Below are 18,051 nucleotides of genomic sequence, written 5' to 3' on the forward strand. Positions count from 1 at the left end.
TTGCGAGAAAAGCCACAAAATCTCTACCTTGCTTACATCTCACATTTATTCAGCAAACCCTATATAATGTGTATATTAACAATCTACTATACACAACTAGGAATAGGATGATGACTAACATTATCATTGATGACCAACTCATGGCTGATGCTCTTAAAGCTACTGGTTTAAAGACTAAACAAGAAGTTGTTGAATTGGGTCTTAAGACTTTGATTCGGCTCAAACAACAGGAGAAAATTAAAGCCTTTAAAGGTAAGCTTAAATGGGAAGGAAACCTTGAGGAAATGAGGCACAATCAATGATTCTTGTGGATTCTAGTGTTTGGATTGATTATTTCAATGGTTATAATACTACGGAAACAACAGAACTTGATTTATTGCTGGGAGTTGAGCCGATAGCTATTGGTGATATTATTCTCACCGAAGTTCTCCAAGGTTTTAGGAGTGATAAGGATTATCAAATAGCCTATCGCTTACTAACTTCACTGACTATTTATGATTTACTAGGTTTGAGAATGGCATTGAAAAGCGCGGACAATTATCGCCAGTTACGCAAGAAGGGGATAACTATTAGAAAAACTGCTGATGTTATTGTTGCCTCCTTTTGTATTTAAAATAATCTTCCGCTCCTTTTTTCAGATAAAGATTTTATTCCTTTCGTGAAGCACTTAAAGCTAATTTCAGCTTGTCCTACTACTAATGATGAACGATGATTGAGTTGCGACTCATTTCTATTAAGGAATGTTGAGTAAAAAGTGCTTTTATTTGGGTTAGATTATTCTGAAATAATGCTTCTAATTCAACATTCGTAATATTACCCGTAGTCACTAGCAGAAGCTTATAAGGTTCTTGACTAATTAAAAATGAATCGAGAAAATCTGTGTCTTTGGTAATAACAATTCGATTTTGTTGAATTGAAAGAGCGTTAATTTATGTATCTGTCGTGGCATTTTGTTGGGGTAAATCTTTAGTATGAATTGTATCATGACCAGCAGCTTGCAAAAAACGGGCTAAACGAACTGGCAATTGGGCATCGACTAAAAAGTTCATGGTGCAATTTGGTAGATGCTTTTTACCTGAGTTAATCGAGTGGCAAACAATAACGCCGCTAGAATATCCTCCCGTTCCAAATCATCGTAGTCGGCTAAAATGTCTTCGATACTCATGCCAGAACTAAGTAATTCTAGGATAAATTCAACAGGATAACGCAATCCTCGAAGGCAAGGTTTGCCATGACAGATATTTAAATCGAGGGTGATTCGCTGCCAAAGTTGGTTTTCCATAGGTAATTCAGTTGCTTGTAATCGTCCAATCTTCTGCTCTTAAACCGGCAATTTGCCCAAAATCTGAGAGATTTCTCGTCAGCAGGATAGCCTGATTAACCATTGAGATAGCAGCAATCTTCAAATCCATCGAACCCAAACGAGGGTAAGTTACCCGAAGTTCTTGAAAAACTTGACCTGCCTTTTCATCAAAGCCGACAATGGGAATCGTGCGATAATTAGCGAGGTGCTTTTCTAGCCTTCGATAGGCAACAACTTGGGTTTCAATCGAATTGGTCTTGGCTATGTAACTGAGCCATCCCCGCATTTGTTCTTCGTAGGTGATAATTGTGGTGGCAACTTCGCTGCTCGTAATAGCAGCCAGTTTTTTCAGCAATTGTTGTGCCGGTTGACCCCCGCGATCGAGAATAGTAATATGATCTGTGTCAAGGAGATACATTTGAGGGTTCGGATGCTTCCTCAGCTAATGGTTTTAGGGACTGACGGTACTCTTGACCAAACTGCATTGCCTCTTCGTAAACCGGATCTTCAGCAAAAGTGCCGACAATTTTTTCCCACCAGGGAGTTTCGCTGACAGTAGGTAGCAAACGCTTAAGCAGTGCTACTTCAGCTTCTAAAGCTGCTAGTCTTATCTCTAGATCAGTGGTTAACATGGTTGACATATCCTCCTATTCTGCTCTTGCTCAAAGGTTAGCTTTAAAACAAAAACTGCTAAATCCCAGCCAGAAGCCATAAGATGAACTGATGAAACCATACACAGCACTCCGGGTAAAATTACCGATGAAAGATTGTACACAATTCTGTCTTTAAGTCAAGTGGCTTTAGAAAACTTTAAGCAATTTCTTGACAAAATTTAACTTTTTTTCTCATTTTTGAACCCTCACAAATTAATTATGCAAGAGGTTTAATCTACTATACACAACTAGGGATACTATGAGAACTAACACTGTCATTGATGACCAACTCATGGCTGATGCTCTTAAAGCTACTGGACTCTCCTATTCTTTGTGTGATAAATTTAACTTATATAGTAGTGATCGATCTTTGTGTCTCTGTGGTTCGTTCCCCTCACTATTTATTGCCGGCAGTCTTCATTAACTATCTAGAGCAAAAAAGCCAGTCTTCCCTAATTTTTCAGGAAAACTGGCCAAGCTAATCTTGAGATTTTAACCGACGTTAGCGGTTTGTTTTTGGCTAAAAAATGCCGCTAAAACCTGTTGGGCAATCTGGGGACTGGTTAAACCCAAATCAGCGAAGGATTGCTCTGGTGTTGCGTGGTCCACTAATTTATCGGGAACCCCGAAACGCTTGACTGGAACTAGAATATTAGCATCCTGTAAAGCTTCCAAAACCGCAGAACCAAAACCACCCATCAAACAACCTTCTTCTAAAGTCACCACCTTACCAAGACGTTGAGCAAGGGGAAAGATAAGTTCTGTATCAAGGGGCTTGACAAAACGAGCATTAACCACTGTGGCTTCGATGCCGTGTTCGCTGAGGATTTCGGCCACCTGTAGGGAAGTGTTGACCATAGTGCCGTATCCTAACAGGAGAATATCATCGCCACTGCGGAGAATTTCGCCCTTACCGATGGGTAAAGCTTCCCAACCCTCTTCCATCAGGGGAACCCCTAAACCGTTGCCCCGGGGATAACGCATGGCAATGGGTCCGCTGGTATGATTAATCCCCGTTACGACCATTCTTTGCAGTTCTGCCTCATCTTTCGGGGCCATAATGGTCATATTGGGGATACAACGCAGGTAGGCGATATCGTACATCCCTTGGTGGGTCGGTCCATCAGCCCCGACAATACCGGCCCGGTCCATACAAAAGAAAACCGGTAGATTTTGAATGCAGATATCATGAATAATCTGATCAAAAGCCCGCTGCAGGAAAGTAGAGTAAATGGTGACAACCGGGCGCATTCCTTCGCAAGCAAGACCACCAGCGAGAGTAACCGCGTGTTGTTCGGCAATTCCCACATCGATATACTGTTTCGGCAGTTTTGCCTGAAATTTATCTAATCCTGTCCCGGTGGCCATAGCGGCGGTGATACCGATAATGCGCGGGTCATTTTCCGCTAATTTGGTGAGAGTATGCCCGAAAACTTTGGAATAAGCCGGAGGTTTCGGTTTACTGGAGGGAATCGGTTTACCCGTGGCTAAATTAAAGGGATTTTGGGCATGATAACCCACTTGATCTTTTTCGGCCCATTCGTAGCCTTTGCCTTTAACGGTGGCAACGTGGACGAAAACCGGTCCTTGGACCTTATGGGCCTGTTTAAAAGTGGCGATTAATTCGGGAATATTATGACCATCAATCGGGCCAAAATATTTAAAGCCCAATTCTTCAATGACAGCGCCGACTTTGGGAACTGCTAACCGTTTCATCCCTTCTTTGACTCGTTCCATTTCGGGGGTGAGGGAGTCACCGAAGAAGGGTAGGTGTTTCAATTGTTCTTCGAGATTATCGGCGATAAACTGGACGGGTTCGCTCAGACGCACTTTATTGAGATAGCGGGAAATTGCCCCGACGTTGGGGGAAATGGACATCTCGTTATCGTTGAGGATAACCATGATGTTGGTGTTCGGTAAATGTCCGGCATGGTTAATCGCTTCTAGGGCCATACCCCCGGTTAAAGCGCCATCCCCGATGATCGATACTACCTTGAAATCTTCCCCCTTGGCATCCCGGGCTAAAGCCATTCCTAACCCCGCAGAAATGCTCGTGGAGGCGTGTCCAGCCCCAAAATGGTCAAATTTGCTCTCGCAACGTTTTAGATAGCCCGCAACGCCATTTTTTTGGCGCAGGGTGTGAAAATCGTTATAGCGACCGGTGAGGAGTTTGTGCGGATAAGCTTGGTGTCCCACGTCCCAAAGGACTTTATCGCGATCGAGATCGAGGGTTTGGTAAAGGGCGATCGTTAGTTCTACGACTCCTAACCCCGGTCCCAAATGTCCACCGGTAGCGGCGATCGTCTGGAGGTGTTTTTCGCGAATCTGACGGGCAATATCTTCTAATTGACGGAGTGATAAACCATGTAACTGGTTGGGATGAGTAATTTCACTTAGGTGCATATCGGCTTCTTTTTCAAAGTAGTTTATCCCTATACCAACTGTATAGGATTTTCAGTCTGAGATGAAGGAAAATCTAGGCTAATCTGGCCGCCGTGCGTAAAATTTGGCCGGCTAACATGGCAGCCCCAAAACCATTATCTATATTAACCACACCGATGCCGACCGCGCAGGAATTGAGCATAGTTAACAAAGGAGCAATACCGCCGAAACTGGTTCCGTAACCGATACTGGTGGGAACGGCGATCACCGGGCGATCAACTAATCCCGCTACCACACTTGGTAAGGCTCCTTCCATTCCCGCAACAACAATTAACACATCAGCAGCATCCAGTAGATGGCGATGATTCAAGAGGCGATGAATTCCCGCTACTCCCACATCCCAGAGACGCTGCACGGAAAAACCGCATAATTGAGCAGTAACCGCCGCCTCCTCCGCTACGGGAATATCGGCAGTTCCCGCCGTTAGGATGGAAATTATCCCTTTTGGGGGATTTTCTGGAGCAGCTGCGGCAATGGCACAGATGCGGGCTAAGGGATAATAAACTAAGTCTGTTACCTGTTCCTGTAGCTGGACTGCTATCTCTGCTTCAATGCGGGTGGCCATAACCACGGGACTATTTTGACGCAATACACCGATAATTTGGGCAATTTGAGCGGTGGTTTTACCCGGTCCCCAGATAACCTCCGGAAATCCCGTTCTTAATTGACGATGATGGTCAATTTTAGCAAAGTCTTCCACCGGTTCAAAGGCCAGATGTTTAAGTTTATCTAAGGCTGTCTCCGGGTTAATTTCTCCCCTGGCAACGGCGGTCAGCAGCGATCGCAAATCGGCAGCATGGAACATGGTCAGTTATCAGTTATCAGTTATCAGTTATCAGTTATCAGATTTGAGTTTTAAGTGAGCAGTATGTGTTAAGTGACCAGTATTAAATAGCAGTTTCTTGCCATCTTTTCACTGTTTACTGATCACTGTTTACTGATCACTGTTTACTGATCACTGATATTAGGAGGCCATGGTGGCTGCCGGACGGCGGCGGCGATAAGTACGATTGTTCGCTGGTTCCGTTGCCGCCGCTTGCAGGAGGAAAATCACTAGAGGTTGACTCTTTAACTCCCGTTTGATTAAACGCTGCAAAGTCGTCTCGATTTCGGCCCGCAAACCGGCCCAATCTGGGTCCCCCGTGGCAGTTTTAAATTCACTACTGCGATCGCTTAAACAGCGTTCGATCGCCCGAATAATTAACTGATTCAGCAGCGAGATTTCCACTTTTGTCACCACACCGCGCAAATTAATCTCTGGAGGTGCGCTTAATTGTCCCTCAGCGTTAACGAAGGCGGCGATCGTAATCACACCATCTTCGGCTAACTGTTGTCTTTCCTGCATAATGTGTTCGTGGACCACACCCGCTTGATCGACTAACTCGATTCCCGATGGCACTGGTGCGCCGAGGCTAATGCGATCGCCAGTTAACTCGATCGTGTCACCATTTTTGACAATTACCATATTTTCGGCGGGAATCCCCATACTTTGGGCCATCTGAGCGTGTTTGACCAGCATTCGGTGTTCTCCATGCACTGGCACAAAAAACTTCGGCCGGGTCAAAGATAGCATCAATTTATGGTCTTCTTGGGAACCATGGCCAGAAACGTGAATTCCCTTATCGCGTCCGTAAACCACGTTAGCACCCTGCATCATCAGGCGATCAATTGTATTGACCACAGCGATCGTATTACCCGGAATCGGATTAGCGGAAAAGACAATCGTATCCCCCTGACGCACGCGAATATGAGGATGTTCACCCTTAGAAATCCGCGTCATGGCCGCTAAAGTTTCTCCCTGGGATCCTGTGGTTAAAATAACGATTTTTTCATCGGCTAAATTGCGGGTCGCTTTTAAGGGTTCAAATAGATCGTCGGGACATTTGATATACCCCAAATTACGCGCATGAGCGATGACATTTAACATCGATCGACCCACTACCACTACTTTCCGGTTAAATTTCTGGGCCAATTTCAACACCAGATTAATCCGATGCACCGAGGAAGCAAAGGTAGTGATCATAATCCGTCCCGTTGCTTGGTTAAAAACCCGCTCTAAACCGGGATAAACGGAAGCTTCCGAGGGAGTATAACCGGGTACTTCCGCGTTAGTGGAATCACTCAATAAACATAGAACCCCTTTCTCGCCATGTTCGGCAATTTTTTGCAGATCAAAGAATTCGCCATCGACGGGAGTATGGTCAATTTTAAAATCTCCTGTGTGAATAACTACCCCTAAAGGAGTGTGAATTGCTACACAAAAACTATCGGCGATCGAGTGGGTATTGCGGATATATTCCACCATGAAAGATTTACCTAAACGCACCATTTGCCGAGGAACTACGGTTTCTAATTTGGTACGATTTGCTAATCCTGCTTCTTCCAATTTATCCCGCAATAAAGCCATCGCTAGACGCGGACCGTAGATAATTGGTACATCAAATTGTTTGAGATGGTAGGGAATACCACCGATATGATCTTCGTGACCGTGGGTGACGATCATACCCTTAATTTTATGGCGATTTTCTCTTAGATAAGTCATATCGGGAAGGACTACATTGACCCCGTGCATATCATCGGAAGGAAAAGCTAAACCAGCATCCAGGAGAATAATCTCATCATCGTATTCAAAAACACAGGTGTTTTTGCCGATTTCGTGTAATCCTCCTAGGGGAATGATCTTTAGTTTTGCTTGGGTTTTATCTTGACTCATTAGGTATCCTTTGATGGTAAGTTATGGTGATTTTTCAGGTTGGTTTTGTGGACGGGAAATCTCAAAAAATGAATAGTTAGAATAAGTCGAACTAGGTAAACAACACCTAGTTAAATTCACTTAGTATCAATACTTTCTGGCTGTTCTAAACTATATTTCTTTTCTTCTAGTGAAGCTATTAATATTATAACCTACTTTCTCGAAAAATCCCAGTTTAGTGGGCAAGAATTTCTAGTATTTTTCTAGATTAAAGCCAATTCTTGCATGATTTTTGCTAATCCTTCTTCTAACTCTGGACTTAAGGAACATAAAGGAAGTCTTAGACCCCCCACTTCCCAACCGACTAGATTTAAGGCCGCTTTAATTGGAATTGGATTAGTGGCACAGAATAAACCTTTAAACAGGGGAAATAATTTCAAATTAATCTCGATCGCTTTGGCCGCATCTCCAGTTAAGAAAGCTTGAATCATTCCTTGAATTTCTTCTCCCACTAGATGACTAGCAACACTGACCACTCCCACCGCACCACAGGTCATTAGGGGTAAGGTGAGAAAATCATCGCCGGAATAAATAGCGAAATTTTCAGGAGTATGACAGTAAATCTTGCAGGTTTGTTCTAAATTACCACTAGCTTCTTTTACCGCCACAATATTATCAACTGCTGCCAGTTTAATAATCGTTTCCGGGGTCATATTTTGACCAGTACGACCGGGGATATTATAAAGCATTACTGGCAGATCGGGACAAGCTTTGGCAATGGCGCGAAAATGCTCATATAAACCCTCTTGGGGAGGTTTATTGTAGTAGGGAACCACTTGTAAAGAACCATCTAAACCCAGTTTAGCAGCCTGTTGGGTCGCTTCGATCGCTTCGGAAGTGGAATTAGAACCCGTCCCCGCGATCACTTTTCCCCGACCATTAACCGCTTTTTTGACAATACTAAATAGTTCGTATTCTTCCTGCCAACTTAGGGTGGGTGATTCTCCCGTCGTCCCACAGACCACTATACCATCGCTACCGTGAGTAACTAGATAATCGGCCAATTTTTCCACCAGGGCATAATTAACTTGACCCTCGACGGTGAAGGGTGTCACCATCGCCGTAATTACTCGTCCAAAATATGTTTCACTCATTGATCAGTTATCAGTTATCAGTTATCAGTTATCAGTTATCAGTTATCAGTTATCAGCTTCTCAAGGCAAGAGGCAACAGAAAGAATCTAGCAATCCTCCTACCTAAAAAGAAGGTTAGAAACTAAGTACATCCAAGCTTTTAGCTTCACAAATTAGGTTTTAGGTTCGGCCTTTATTATCAGTTTTTGAGCAATCAGCAATCAGCTTTCAGACTTTACTTATCCGGTTAATTAGCTATTTTTCTAATTATTATCGCCTTGATTTAGCTGATGGCTGATCGCTTAATTATCAAACTGTTGCAAATCTTGAACCGACGAGATTTTTCTTAACTAAAAGCTCGGCAATTTGTACAGCATTTAAAGCCGCACCCTTGCGAATTTGATCGCCGCATAGCCACAATTCTAGACCGTTAGGATGGGAGATATCTTGACGAATGCGTCCCACTAATACTTCATCGCGACCGGTGGCATCAATTGGCATGGGAAAATAATTAGCGTCCCAATCTTCCACTAATCTTACCCCCGGAGCAGACTCAAGAATTTCTCTGGCCTTCACCACAGAAAAAGGCCGACTAAATTCTAGGTTAACCGATTCCGAATGGGCCCGCAGGACGGGAACCCTCACACAGGTGGCACTAACCCGCAGCTCTGGACAAGCAAAAATCTTGCGGGTTTCGTTGACCATTTTCATTTCTTCCTCGCAGTACCCTTGGCCATTAATTGGGGTATTGTGGGGAAAAAGATTAAAAGCGAGGGGATAGGGGAAGGAATTAGTGGGAGGTTGTCGATTGTCAAGAATTGCTTGCGCTTGCTGTTTTACCTCCTCCATGGCTCGCGCTCCGGCACCACTAGCGGACTGATAAGTAGAAACTACTACTCGCTCGATCGCCTGTACTTGGTGGAGAGGCCAGATCGCCACTCCTAAAAGAATTGTCGTACAGTTGGGATTAGCGATAATGCCCCGGTGATTGTCCACACTGTCGGGATTGATTTCCGGGACAACTAAAGGCACTTCGGGATTCATGCGAAAAGCGCTGGAGTTATCGATAATCGTTGCACCCGACTCGACAATAGTTTTCGCCCAAGCTTTCGAGGTAGACCCCCCCGCAGAAGCGAGAACAATATCCACGTCCTGAAAAGAGCGCTCGTTTACCGCTTCGATTAGGAGACTTTCGCCCCGAAAATCGAGGGTTTTTCCAGCAGAACGCTCGGAAGCCAGTAATTTTAGACTAGCGAGAGGGAATTGACGACTAGCTAATAACTCTAGCAATTCCGTTCCCACGGCCCCAGTGGCCCCTAAAATAGCGACCCGTACTTTTTGACTCAAATTGTGTGACCTCCTGACGAGTTGGGTGATGATGATGATCCGAAGAAATCGTTAAAATAAAAAATCTTTTTTGTCCACCGAGTTATTCTCAAGCTTGGATTGATCGGCTTTTGATCAGCAAAATTTTCTGATTGGGCTTAACTGCCCCAAGGACGGAATAAGTTAAATATACCCCATTGACCGCTAAAATAAAAAGATTGTGACAGCTTGGGGAACAACTGCAGCTATTCCCCTAGAATATCATGAGCGGGACGGATCCACCGCAGGCGTAAACACCGCTCACCCTATTATAAACGTTCCTTGTCGTAAGAGCTAGAAAAATCAATGAAAGTTATTCAGGAAAAGCTTCCTGCCAGTCAGATAGGTTTAGAAATTGAAATTCCCGCCGAAACCACGAAAAACACCCACGAGAAAGTGGTAAATAATTTAGCGAAGTCGGCCAATATACCCGGTTTTCGCCCCGGCAAGGTTCCCCGTCAGATTCTTCTGCAAAGATTGGGTTCTAAAGCTGTAAAAGCGGCGGTAATTGAGGAATTAATCGAAAATTGTCTCGAATCTGCCCTAAAACAGGAGGGGATCGAGTCCCTGGGTACTCCGCAGCTATTGTCTAAGTTTGAGGATTTGATCGCTGCCTATGAACCGGGTAAAGCTTTGACTTTTTCAGTTTCCGTGGATGTGGCCCCGACAATTATTCTCGGAGATTACGAAAATCTGAGCGTTACTGCCGAAGAAACCGTTTATGATCCCGAATCCGTGGAAAATTGGTTTAAAGAGCGTCAAGAACAGTTAGCGACATTGGTTCCCGTGGAAGATCGCGGGGCGCAGCTAGGAGATGTGGCGATTGTTGATTATCGGGGAAAATCCGCCGAAACTGGCGAAGATATCCCAGATATTGACGGCGAAGATCTGCAGGTGGATATGGAAGCAGGACGCTTTATCGAGGGGATGGTGGAAGGAATCATCGGCATGAAACCGGAAGAAGTCAAAGAGATGACTTTAACTTTCCCAGAAGATTATCCCAAAGAGGATGTGGCAGCAAAAGCGGTAATCTTTACCATTACGATGAAAGAGTTAAAAGCGAAGGAATTACCAGAGCTTGACGACGATTTTGCCCAAGAAGTCAGCGATCAGGAGACAATCGCCGAATTAAGAGCAAGTTTAGAGAAACGCTTCCAAGAACAAGCGGAGAAGGAAACCAAAGAAAGCATTTATGACGCTTTAACCAAGGAATTAGTTAAGGGTGCCACTTTAGATTTACCGGAGACGCTGATCGAAAAGGAAGTGACGCATATTTTGACCCAAAGCTTCATGGAATTTCAACAAATGGGGCTAGATGTCAACCAGTTGTTTACAAAAGATAATATTCCCAAAATGCGGGAAAGCACCCGTCCCGATGCGATCGAAAGTCTAAAAGAGACTCTCGTGGTGCAAGAATTGGCTAAAGTCGCAGGCATTGAAGTCAGTCCCGAAGCGGTAACGGAAAAAATCGCTAATATCATGGCCCAATTGTCCGATCGCGACATAGATAGGCAGCGTCTGGAACAGGTGATCACCGAAGAAATGCTGGCAGAAAACACCCTGGAATGGCTGAAGGAAAAAGCTACTATCACCCTCGTCCCCAAAGGTTCCCTAGAGGAAGAAACAAGCGAGGAGGAGGAAACAGAAGAAACCTTCGCATTCACCGAAGTGGAAGTGTTGGCAGCCGAGGAAGAACCGTAAGGAGTTAGCAGTCGTGTTGGGTGTTGGGGTGTTGGGGTATTGGTTGAATTCCCCCATTCCCCCATTCCCTGATAACTCAGCAATTCTAAATTTGCGCTGTAGCAAGGGTTTCAGGTTTTAGTTCACGTAATACGGGGTAAAATTCAACGGGATTAACAAGTTCATTTTACGAGTCTTCAGGCTTTTAGGCATGATAGTACACTCAGAATTGCCCCAAAAACCCCCTTTTAAATGTTCTTTAAATCCCTAAAAGGCTTGCTGTGTCTAAAACTGATAACTGATAACTGATAACTGATCACTGATAACTGATCACTGATTCCTGCCAACCGGGGAAAACTTAGGGCATAATAGATGGACAGAAGTGCTAAAGATGCTTAACATTTGCCAGTCAAAGCTCCACAGCCAAGCAAAAACCCTAAGATTGTGATAGCGGAACCGAAAAAATTATGCTCGAATCGAGATCACCTGACTACCCAATTACCAGTAATTGTCGCCCTGCTATCTACGCCAACACGGGAAGAAACTCCCTAGCTAACGTTTTACCCGTGGTAATCGAACAGTCTGGCATGGGTGAACGGGCTTTTGATATCTATTCTCGACTCCTGCGCGAGAGAATTGTCTTTTTGGGAACTCCCGTCGATGATCAGGTCGCTGATTCGATCGTCGCCCAACTCCTCTACTTGGAGGCAGAAGATCCCGAAAAAGATATCCAACTCTATATCAACTCCCCCGGCGGTTCCGTTTATGCCGGACTAGCTATCTACGACACCATGCAACAAATTCGCCCCGACGTGGCGACAATTTGTTTCGGTTTAGCCGCTAGTATGGGAGCATTCCTGCTTTGTGGCGGCGCAGCAGGTAAACGGATGTCCCTACCCAGTAGCCGGATCATGATTCACCAACCCCTCGGCGGCGCCCAAGGTCAAGCTAGTGATATCGCCATCCAGGCCAAAGAGATCCTCTATATTAAACAGAGACTCAATACCATGCTGGCTCACCACACCGGTCAACCCTACGATCGCATCGCCAACGACACCGAACGGGACTTTTTCATGTCGGCCGTCGAAGCCAAAGAATATGGGTTAATCGATCTGGTGATTTCCCGTCCCGAACTGCCCGATCCTACCGTTCCCGTTACTTCCCTGTAAATAAACTATGTCTAAGTACGACTCCCACCTCAAGTGTTCATTTTGCGGCAAATCCCAGGAACAAGTGCGAAAATTAATCGCCGGGCCGGGGGTCTATATCTGTGACGAGTGTGTGGAACTGTGTAACGAAATTCTCGATGAGGAATTAATGGAACCGCCCAGTCCGGTCGCCCCAGTGGAGGAACGTCCCAACAAACGGCGATCGGGCCAAAACAAAACCACTTGGGAACAAATTCCCAAACCAAGAGAGATTAAAAAACACCTCGATGACTACGTTATTGGTCAAAATGAGGCGAAAAAAGTGCTTTCGGTGGCCGTTTATAACCATTACAAACGCCTCAAAGATATCCAAACCCAAAAAGCCGGTGGCGGTAGTCCAGAAGATAGCATCGAACTGCAAAAATCCAATATTCTGTTAATTGGTCCCACAGGATCGGGAAAAACCCTTCTAGCTCAAACTCTGGCTAAAATCCTCGATGTACCTTTTGCTGTCGCCGATGCCACCACTTTAACCGAGGCCGGTTATGTGGGGGAAGATGTGGAAAATATTCTCTTGCGTCTGTTACAAGTGGCAGATTTAGACGTGGAAGAAGCGCAGCGGGGCATTATCTACATCGATGAAATCGATAAAATTGCCCGTAAGAGCGAAAATACCTCGATTACCCGGGATGTGTCCGGAGAAGGTGTACAGCAAGCTTTACTGAAAATGTTAGAGGGAACGATCGCCAATGTTCCCCCCCAAGGCGGCCGCAAACACCCCTATCAGGATTGTATTCAGATTGACACCAGCAATATCCTGTTTATCTGCGGTGGGGCGTTTGTCGGTTTAGATAAGGTGATCGATCAGCGTCTCGGTAAAAAATCCATGGGCTTTATTCAACCGGGAGATGGCCAAGTTAGTAAGGATAAGGTAGCGGCAGGGTTATTAAAACAAATGACTCCCGATGATTTAGTCAAATTTGGCATGATTCCGGAGTTTGTCGGTCGGATTCCCGTCCTAGCGGCGCTTTCACCCCTGGATGAGGAAGCTTTAATCGCTATCCTGACGCAACCCCGCAACGCTTTGGTGAAACAGTATCAAAAACTGTTGAAGATGGACAATGTACAGTTAGAGTTTAAATCTGATGCCGTCCTAGCGATCGCCCAAGAGGCCTATCGTCGCAAAACTGGGGCCCGGGCCCTACGGGGTATTGTCGAGGAATTAATGCTCGATGTCATGTACGAATTGCCCTCGCGCAAGGACGTGAAACGCTGTTTAATCACCCGCGAAATGGTGGAAAAACGTTCCACGGCAGATCTATTGGTTCATCCTTCCTCTCTACCCAGTCAAGAATCCGCTTAAGGGGAAAAATCGAGGTTAACCATGCTCAATACCGTTCCCGCAATTGTCAAAGAAGGCCGGATCGAACTCCTCGAATCCGTGCCGATTCCAGAGGGTACTAGGGTTTTAGTCACCCTCATCCCGGAGGAGACAAACTCGGATTTCTGGCAAAAAGTCAGCGAAACTGCACTGGCTAAGATTTGGGATAATCTGGAAGACGACATCTATGAACGATTACTCGAAGCTTGAAATCGTTCTCGTTCGTTATCCTTTTTCAGATTTAGCGGACGCTAAAATCAGACCGGTTATCATTGTTAGTTCTCCTCACCGTTCACGGGATGTTTTTCTGGTTCCCCTTACCAGTCGCATCAATAATTTACTGGAGGGCGAGTTTTTGCTGGAAGATTGGGAGAACGAGGGATTGAATGTACCGACGGCCGTTAAGCGGGGGATATACACAATCCAACAAGATTTACTCCTTAAGAGAATCGGACGACTATCGGACACAGATGCGCGACGTTTGCAAAACTCTTTACGAGGATGGCTAGGTATCTAACTATCATGAAAACTCAAATAATCGATAAAACAATCACTGTTCGCGGTGTTCCCCACTATTACGAGTGGATTCGACAGTCGGAATCTGCCCAGAAAAAGCCGGTGATGGTGTTTATTCATGGTTGGGGAGGATCGGGACGCTATTGGCGATCAACAGCTGCGGCAATTTGCGATCGCTTTGATTGTTTATTGTACGATATGCGGGGTTTTGGTCGGTCTAAATTGCCGGAAAAATCCTCCGAGCTTTCCTACGATTTAGAAGAATATGCCCTTGATTTGGCCTTGTTTTTAGATAGTTTGGAAATTGAAAAAGTCTATCTTAATAGTCACTCTATGGGGGCATCGGTGGCGACTTTTTTTATTACTATGTACCCCGAAAGAGTGGTCAAAGCAATTTTAACCTGTAATGGCATTTTTGAGTATAATAAAGCGGCTTTTGCTGCCTTCCATAAATTCGGTAAGTATGTGGTACAGTTTCGTTATGATTGGTTTTTAAAAGTACCTTTTGCCGATCGATTATTTATGGCGAGATTTTTGCATCGATCGATCCCAAAATCAGAAAGAATTGCTTTTTTAGAAGATTTTTTAGCGGCAGATTATGATGCCGCCCTAGGCACAATTTATACATCTGTGAGTAAAAAGGCAGTGGAAATTATGCCTGGTAAATTTGCCGAGATTAAGATACCAACTCTTTTAGTATCGGGGGAAAAAGACATTATTATCCCCGCCAAAATGGGCAAAATGGCGGCGGATTTGAATAATAATATCCAGTATGTGGAGATGGCTAATACTGCTCACTTTCCCATGTTAGAAGATGCCCCTACTTATCTAAAAAAATTGCAAGATTTTTTGGAAATTAATTAGGGTTTGCTAGGGGAAATGAGTTTCAATGATGTGACTGACAAGTATATTGAGGATAAAGAGTTACGCCGTCAGGGCGGATATTTGGGGGTACAGCGTCGCCAGGATTTAAAACCAGAAATATCTGCTGCTGTGTTTGCTACGAAACCTCCTCAGTTGCTTAAACCTATTGTGAAAGCTAAAGGGATAAGCTTGATTTTAGTGGAGGAAATTATACAGCGGAATTGGATGATAAGTACCTAAGCAAAATTAATTACACATATCTAACTACCTCTTACCTTCTGGGCTCTTCTCAAATTTGTGTGATAATTTTTGCTTATGTAAGGTTAAATGCTTACTGGTCAGGACTTTTAGGACTATTTTGAAAGAAGAAACTATCAGTATAGACCTCGTTTCCACACAGAAACCAGAAGAGCCATAAATGAACAACACTATGTTAAGGAATGTAAAAGAGGCGGTTTTCGCTGCTGCATACAGCTTTCTACCCTATTTACAAAACTTTATACAGCAGCGAAAACTTATGTCCGACTACTTAAACCAGAAGGATCTGGTATAATGCTCAAAAAGCATGGGCGACATACACCGTGCTAACTGCCCACCATCTGTTCTACGAGTACGAGGTAATACCCGTGTCTAATTGATTTATACCGCAAATACGCAACGCCAAATTTTGTTTTGCAAAGATGTCGCAGATTGTCCAAAATCCTCTAATGCCAATGAGTATCAGCTTATGAAATCATCTCAAACTGGTATTAATTTTCCCAATAACTCTGGTCGATTTCTCAGTGCTTTTCAGAGAAAACACTTAGAAAAAAGCCTAGAAAAAGGGTTGTCTAAGCGCCATTTTCAACGAATTCAAATTATGCTGCTGGCAGATGAGGGTAAAACCCAAACCCAAATTTGCCAAGAGTTGGGCTGTTCCCATAGTACAGCACGCCATTGGATAACCCTCGCCAAGTCTGGTCAGGCTCACCAGTGGAATAGTGGCCCAATTGGCAGACCTCAAACTGTAGACGAGGAATGCTTGCAGCGTTTGAGGAAGTTAGTCAGTCAAAGCCCTAGAGAAGTTAAAGTCCCTCACCGTGATTTTAGTTATTCGGCTTCCCGATGGACTGCTAAGAAACTCAGCGAGCACCTGAGCGCAGAATTAGGAATTAAAATCAGCGATCGCCATATCAACAGACTACTCAAACAAATGGGTTTATCTACCAGACCAAAATCGAATAACCTTGAAAAAAATGAGCCGAAAAAATCCAGTAAAAGCGGCATTGTGATTAGGGACATTCCAGAGGAGGTGGCATTTTCTTAATCATCATGAAAAATCTATTAAGTGCTATTAAGTGTTTGCAACACTATCGAGGGAGAAATGACTACCAAAGAATATCTATCTGGTCTAATCGGTCAATTTTTATCAGAAGAGGATTTAGCCAGTTTAGTTGAGTCGGCTGAATTTTCAAAACCTAACCCCGGTTTGTTGTTGGAAAGTATCTCAGCATCCGATGGCTTATATATTTTGGTCGCTGGCAAAGTAAGACTGGTTAACAGTAGCCTGGACTTAATTAGCACCCTGCATCCGGCTCAACTATTTGGGGAATGTACTTTGTTTCCTGAAGCCGGTTTTTTAGATTATGCTGTCAGGGTTTCGCCTCAAGCAGAGCTATGTTATATTCCTGGTAAAGTTTTGCGCTCTATCATTCATAAAAATTCCCGATTTAAGGAGTATTTGTACAATTTAGCTACCGCTAAAGATAATGAACAAAAAAGTAAATTTTCCATCAATACTCAACTAGATTTATCCGTAAACGACGACCAGGAACTAATTGCGTGAATTAGCACAATCAAAGATGAAATATATCTAAAAACCCACAAGCAAAAAGTTAACAAGGCTTATTTCCCTAGCCCCACTCAGCGCGTTACTCATCTATGGCAGCATATTACTAGACGCTATCCTTTTTTTGAGCAACAAAGTGGTTCTGACTGTGGTGCTGCTTGTTTAGTAATGGTTGCCCGTTATTGGGGCAAAAAGTTTAGTGTCAACCGCATTCGAGATATTGCTAATGTAGATGCCAATGGGGCTTCTTTGCGAGGACTATCCGCTGCGGCGGAAAGTATCGGATTTTCCACTAGACCAGTTAAAGCCAGTATTGACCAACTAGCTAAACAAAAATTACCCGCAATCGCTCACTGGGAAGGTAATCATTATATTGTCGTTTATGAAATCACTCGCAATCAAGTCATTGTTGCTGACCCTGCTATTGGTCAACGGAGTTTAACATATCCAGAATTTAAAACAGGTTGGCAGGGTTATACACTACTCCTACAACCGACAGCTTTAATCAAGGAACTCAAAAATCATACTACCCCATTTTGGCAATTTTTTAATTTAGCCAGTCCTCACGGTCAAGTATTACTAGAAGTATTTATTGCTTCCTTAGTCATTCAAATTTTCGGATTAGTTACCCCACTATTTACTCAGTTACTCCTCGACCGGGTAGTTGTTCAAGGCAGTACATTAACCTTAACGGCTGTGGGATTAGGGTTAGTCATTTTTGGTTTATTTCGGGTTGCTTTGACTGGGTTACGACAATATCTCCTCGACCACACTGCCAACAAAGTAAATTTAGCCATGATTGTGGGATTTATTACCCACACTTTCCGATTACCCCTGCGTTTTTTTGAGTTTCGCTATGTGGGGGATATCATGGCCAGGGTGCAGGAAAACCGCAAGATTGAGAGATTTCTAACGGGTGAAGCCCTATCTAAGTAGTCATGCAAAATTAATTACCCAAATAAAAAATTAAGAAGTATAATACATAAAAAAACGAAGCAGCAGGAAAATACAATGAGATTGATTAGAGACCTAAACCCCGAGAGCCA

The 18,051-nt window shown here is 44.1% G+C and carries 19 protein-coding genes and 2 pseudogenes; 12 read left to right on the forward strand and 9 right to left on the reverse strand.

Going from position 1 to position 18,051, the window contains the following annotated elements; genetic code table 11:
• Positions 1-107: 107 nt before the first annotated feature.
• Together EWV60_RS11500 and vapC are read left to right on the forward strand one after the other, a co-directional pair.
• On the forward strand, positions 108-302 hold the full coding sequence (locus EWV60_RS11500; RefSeq protein WP_002752171.1) for a type II toxin-antitoxin system VapB family antitoxin: 195 nt from the start codon (positions 108-110) through the stop codon (positions 300-302).
• Positions 299-613 carry a type II toxin-antitoxin system VapC family toxin gene (gene vapC / locus EWV60_RS11505; protein WP_287232354.1) on the forward strand — a complete coding sequence of 105 codons (315 nt, stop codon included), beginning with the start codon at positions 299-301 and terminating at the stop codon, positions 611-613. Before EWV60_RS11500 ends, vapC begins: the two co-directional genes overlap by 4 nt.
• Before the next feature lie 82 nt (positions 614-695).
• On the opposite strand, the pseudogene EWV60_RS11510 reads toward vapC, so the two are convergent.
• The 4 genes and pseudogenes from EWV60_RS11510 to EWV60_RS11525 all read right to left on the reverse strand — a co-directional run bounded on the left by EWV60_RS11510 (position 696) and on the right by EWV60_RS11525 (position 1,935).
• A pseudogene (locus EWV60_RS11510) lies at positions 696-1,049 on the reverse strand (DUF5615 family PIN-like protein).
• The gene (locus tag EWV60_RS11515) at positions 1,046-1,282 is read right to left on the reverse strand and encodes a DUF433 domain-containing protein (RefSeq protein ID WP_002758607.1); all 237 of its coding nucleotides are present in this window, start codon (positions 1,280-1,282) and stop codon (positions 1,046-1,048) included. The pseudogene EWV60_RS11510 and the gene EWV60_RS11515 overlap by 4 nt, the downstream one beginning before the upstream one ends.
• A gap of 7 nt (positions 1,283-1,289) precedes the next feature.
• Positions 1,290-1,721, reverse strand: a complete 432-nt coding sequence (locus tag EWV60_RS11520; protein WP_004160482.1) for a type II toxin-antitoxin system VapC family toxin — start codon at positions 1,719-1,721, stop codon at positions 1,290-1,292.
• Positions 1,708-1,935 (reverse strand): hypothetical protein, encoded by a 228-nt coding sequence (locus EWV60_RS11525; protein WP_016516281.1) that lies wholly within the window; start codon positions 1,933-1,935, stop codon positions 1,708-1,710. The genes EWV60_RS11520 and EWV60_RS11525 overlap by 14 nt, the downstream gene beginning before the upstream one ends.
• A gap of 280 nt (positions 1,936-2,215) precedes the next feature.
• On the opposite strand from EWV60_RS11525, the gene EWV60_RS11530 reads away from it, so the two are divergent.
• Positions 2,216-2,380: a type II toxin-antitoxin system VapB family antitoxin gene (locus tag EWV60_RS11530; protein WP_016516282.1), complete on the forward strand. Its 165-nt coding sequence runs from the start codon at positions 2,216-2,218 to the stop codon at positions 2,378-2,380.
• 68 nt (positions 2,381-2,448) lie between these two features.
• Here EWV60_RS11530 and dxs read toward each other — a convergent pair whose 3' ends face one another.
• The 5 genes from dxs to EWV60_RS11555 all read right to left on the reverse strand — a co-directional run bounded on the left by dxs (position 2,449) and on the right by EWV60_RS11555 (position 9,570).
• Positions 2,449-4,359, reverse strand: a complete 1,911-nt coding sequence (gene dxs, locus EWV60_RS11535; protein ID WP_002777891.1) for a 1-deoxy-D-xylulose-5-phosphate synthase — start codon at positions 4,357-4,359, stop codon at positions 2,449-2,451.
• 73 nt (positions 4,360-4,432) lie between these two features.
• The gene (larB, locus tag EWV60_RS11540; RefSeq protein ID WP_002777893.1) at positions 4,433-5,203 is read right to left on the reverse strand and encodes a nickel pincer cofactor biosynthesis protein LarB; all 771 of its coding nucleotides are present in this window, start codon (positions 5,201-5,203) and stop codon (positions 4,433-4,435) included.
• Positions 5,204-5,362: 159 nt separating this feature from the next.
• Positions 5,363-7,111, reverse strand: coding sequence for a ribonuclease J (locus EWV60_RS11545; RefSeq protein WP_287232360.1), 1,749 nt, complete (start codon positions 7,109-7,111; stop codon positions 5,363-5,365).
• Positions 7,112-7,353: 242 nt separating this feature from the next.
• Complete coding sequence (gene dapA / locus EWV60_RS11550; RefSeq protein WP_069475724.1) at positions 7,354-8,244, reverse strand: 4-hydroxy-tetrahydrodipicolinate synthase; 891 nt, start codon at positions 8,242-8,244, stop codon at positions 7,354-7,356.
• A 288-nt stretch (positions 8,245-8,532) separates the two neighbouring features.
• Positions 8,533-9,570, reverse strand: a complete 1,038-nt coding sequence (locus EWV60_RS11555; RefSeq protein WP_287232362.1) for an aspartate-semialdehyde dehydrogenase — start codon at positions 9,568-9,570, stop codon at positions 8,533-8,535.
• A gap of 324 nt (positions 9,571-9,894) precedes the next feature.
• On the opposite strand from EWV60_RS11555, the gene tig reads away from it, so the two are divergent.
• The 9 genes and pseudogenes from tig to EWV60_RS23225 form a co-directional block, all read left to right on the forward strand.
• Entirely contained in the window at positions 9,895-11,289 is a 1,395-nt protein-coding gene (gene tig / locus EWV60_RS11560; RefSeq protein ID WP_287232364.1) for a trigger factor, read from the forward strand.
• Positions 11,290-11,735: 446 nt separating this feature from the next.
• Complete coding sequence (gene clpP, locus EWV60_RS11565) at positions 11,736-12,437, forward strand: ATP-dependent Clp endopeptidase proteolytic subunit ClpP (RefSeq protein ID WP_002736918.1); 702 nt, start codon at positions 11,736-11,738, stop codon at positions 12,435-12,437.
• A 7-nt stretch (positions 12,438-12,444) separates the two neighbouring features.
• Positions 12,445-13,779, forward strand: coding sequence for an ATP-dependent protease ATP-binding subunit ClpX (gene clpX, locus EWV60_RS11570; RefSeq protein ID WP_069475722.1), 1,335 nt, complete (start codon positions 12,445-12,447; stop codon positions 13,777-13,779).
• A 21-nt stretch (positions 13,780-13,800) separates the two neighbouring features.
• Positions 13,801-14,007: a hypothetical protein gene (locus tag EWV60_RS11575; RefSeq protein ID WP_002737934.1), complete on the forward strand. Its 207-nt coding sequence runs from the start codon at positions 13,801-13,803 to the stop codon at positions 14,005-14,007.
• The gene (locus EWV60_RS11580; protein WP_016516286.1) at positions 13,985-14,314 is read left to right on the forward strand and encodes a type II toxin-antitoxin system PemK/MazF family toxin; all 330 of its coding nucleotides are present in this window, start codon (positions 13,985-13,987) and stop codon (positions 14,312-14,314) included. The genes EWV60_RS11575 and EWV60_RS11580 overlap by 23 nt, the downstream gene beginning before the upstream one ends.
• Before the next feature lie 5 nt (positions 14,315-14,319).
• On the forward strand, positions 14,320-15,177 hold the full coding sequence (locus tag EWV60_RS11585; protein WP_287232368.1) for an alpha/beta fold hydrolase: 858 nt from the start codon (positions 14,320-14,322) through the stop codon (positions 15,175-15,177).
• A gap of 15 nt (positions 15,178-15,192) precedes the next feature.
• The gene (locus EWV60_RS11590) at positions 15,193-15,417 is read left to right on the forward strand and encodes a peptidylprolyl isomerase (protein ID WP_016516288.1); all 225 of its coding nucleotides are present in this window, start codon (positions 15,193-15,195) and stop codon (positions 15,415-15,417) included.
• A 487-nt stretch (positions 15,418-15,904) separates the two neighbouring features.
• Positions 15,905-16,483, forward strand: coding sequence for a helix-turn-helix domain-containing protein (locus EWV60_RS11595; protein WP_002737810.1), 579 nt, complete (start codon positions 15,905-15,907; stop codon positions 16,481-16,483).
• Between the two features lie 57 nt (positions 16,484-16,540).
• Positions 16,541-17,935, forward strand: a pseudogene (locus EWV60_RS23225) (cysteine peptidase family C39 domain-containing protein); the annotation flags it as partial.
• Positions 17,936-18,051: the final 116 nt, after the last annotated feature.

This window comes from Microcystis sp. Msp_OC_L_20101000_S702, from assembly GCF_007095705.1.
Classification (GTDB): Bacteria; Cyanobacteriota; Cyanobacteriia; order Cyanobacteriales; family Microcystaceae; genus Microcystis; species Microcystis ichthyoblabe_A.

Coding starts and splice junctions, on each gene's coding strand:
- tig (WP_287232364.1), top strand. CDS start 9,895: ATGAAAGTTATTCAGGAAAAGCTTCCTGCCAGTCAGATAGGTTTAGAA.
- EWV60_RS11525 (WP_016516281.1), bottom strand. CDS start 1,935: ATGTTAACCACTGATCTAGAGATAAGACTAGCAGCTTTAGAAGCTGAA.
- larB (WP_002777893.1), bottom strand. CDS start 5,203: ATGTTCCATGCTGCCGATTTGCGATCGCTGCTGACCGCCGTTGCCAGG.
- EWV60_RS11585 (WP_287232368.1), top strand. CDS start 14,320: ATGAAAACTCAAATAATCGATAAAACAATCACTGTTCGCGGTGTTCCC.
- dapA (WP_069475724.1), bottom strand. CDS start 8,244: ATGAGTGAAACATATTTTGGACGAGTAATTACGGCGATGGTGACACCC.
- EWV60_RS11520 (WP_004160482.1), bottom strand. CDS start 1,721: ATGTATCTCCTTGACACAGATCATATTACTATTCTCGATCGCGGGGGT.
- EWV60_RS11515 (WP_002758607.1), bottom strand. CDS start 1,282: ATGGAAAACCAACTTTGGCAGCGAATCACCCTCGATTTAAATATCTGT.
- EWV60_RS11530 (WP_016516282.1), top strand. CDS start 2,216: ATGAGAACTAACACTGTCATTGATGACCAACTCATGGCTGATGCTCTT.
- EWV60_RS11575 (WP_002737934.1), top strand. CDS start 13,801: ATGCTCAATACCGTTCCCGCAATTGTCAAAGAAGGCCGGATCGAACTC.
- EWV60_RS11500 (WP_002752171.1), top strand. CDS start 108: ATGATGACTAACATTATCATTGATGACCAACTCATGGCTGATGCTCTT.
- vapC (WP_287232354.1), top strand. CDS start 299: ATGATTCTTGTGGATTCTAGTGTTTGGATTGATTATTTCAATGGTTAT.
- clpP (WP_002736918.1), top strand. CDS start 11,736: ATGCTCGAATCGAGATCACCTGACTACCCAATTACCAGTAATTGTCGC.
- EWV60_RS11545 (WP_287232360.1), bottom strand. CDS start 7,111: ATGAGTCAAGATAAAACCCAAGCAAAACTAAAGATCATTCCCCTAGGA.
- clpX (WP_069475722.1), top strand. CDS start 12,445: ATGTCTAAGTACGACTCCCACCTCAAGTGTTCATTTTGCGGCAAATCC.
- dxs (WP_002777891.1), bottom strand. CDS start 4,359: ATGCACCTAAGTGAAATTACTCATCCCAACCAGTTACATGGTTTATCA.
- EWV60_RS11590 (WP_016516288.1), top strand. CDS start 15,193: ATGAGTTTCAATGATGTGACTGACAAGTATATTGAGGATAAAGAGTTA.
- EWV60_RS11595 (WP_002737810.1), top strand. CDS start 15,905: ATGAAATCATCTCAAACTGGTATTAATTTTCCCAATAACTCTGGTCGA.
- EWV60_RS11580 (WP_016516286.1), top strand. CDS start 13,985: ATGAACGATTACTCGAAGCTTGAAATCGTTCTCGTTCGTTATCCTTTT.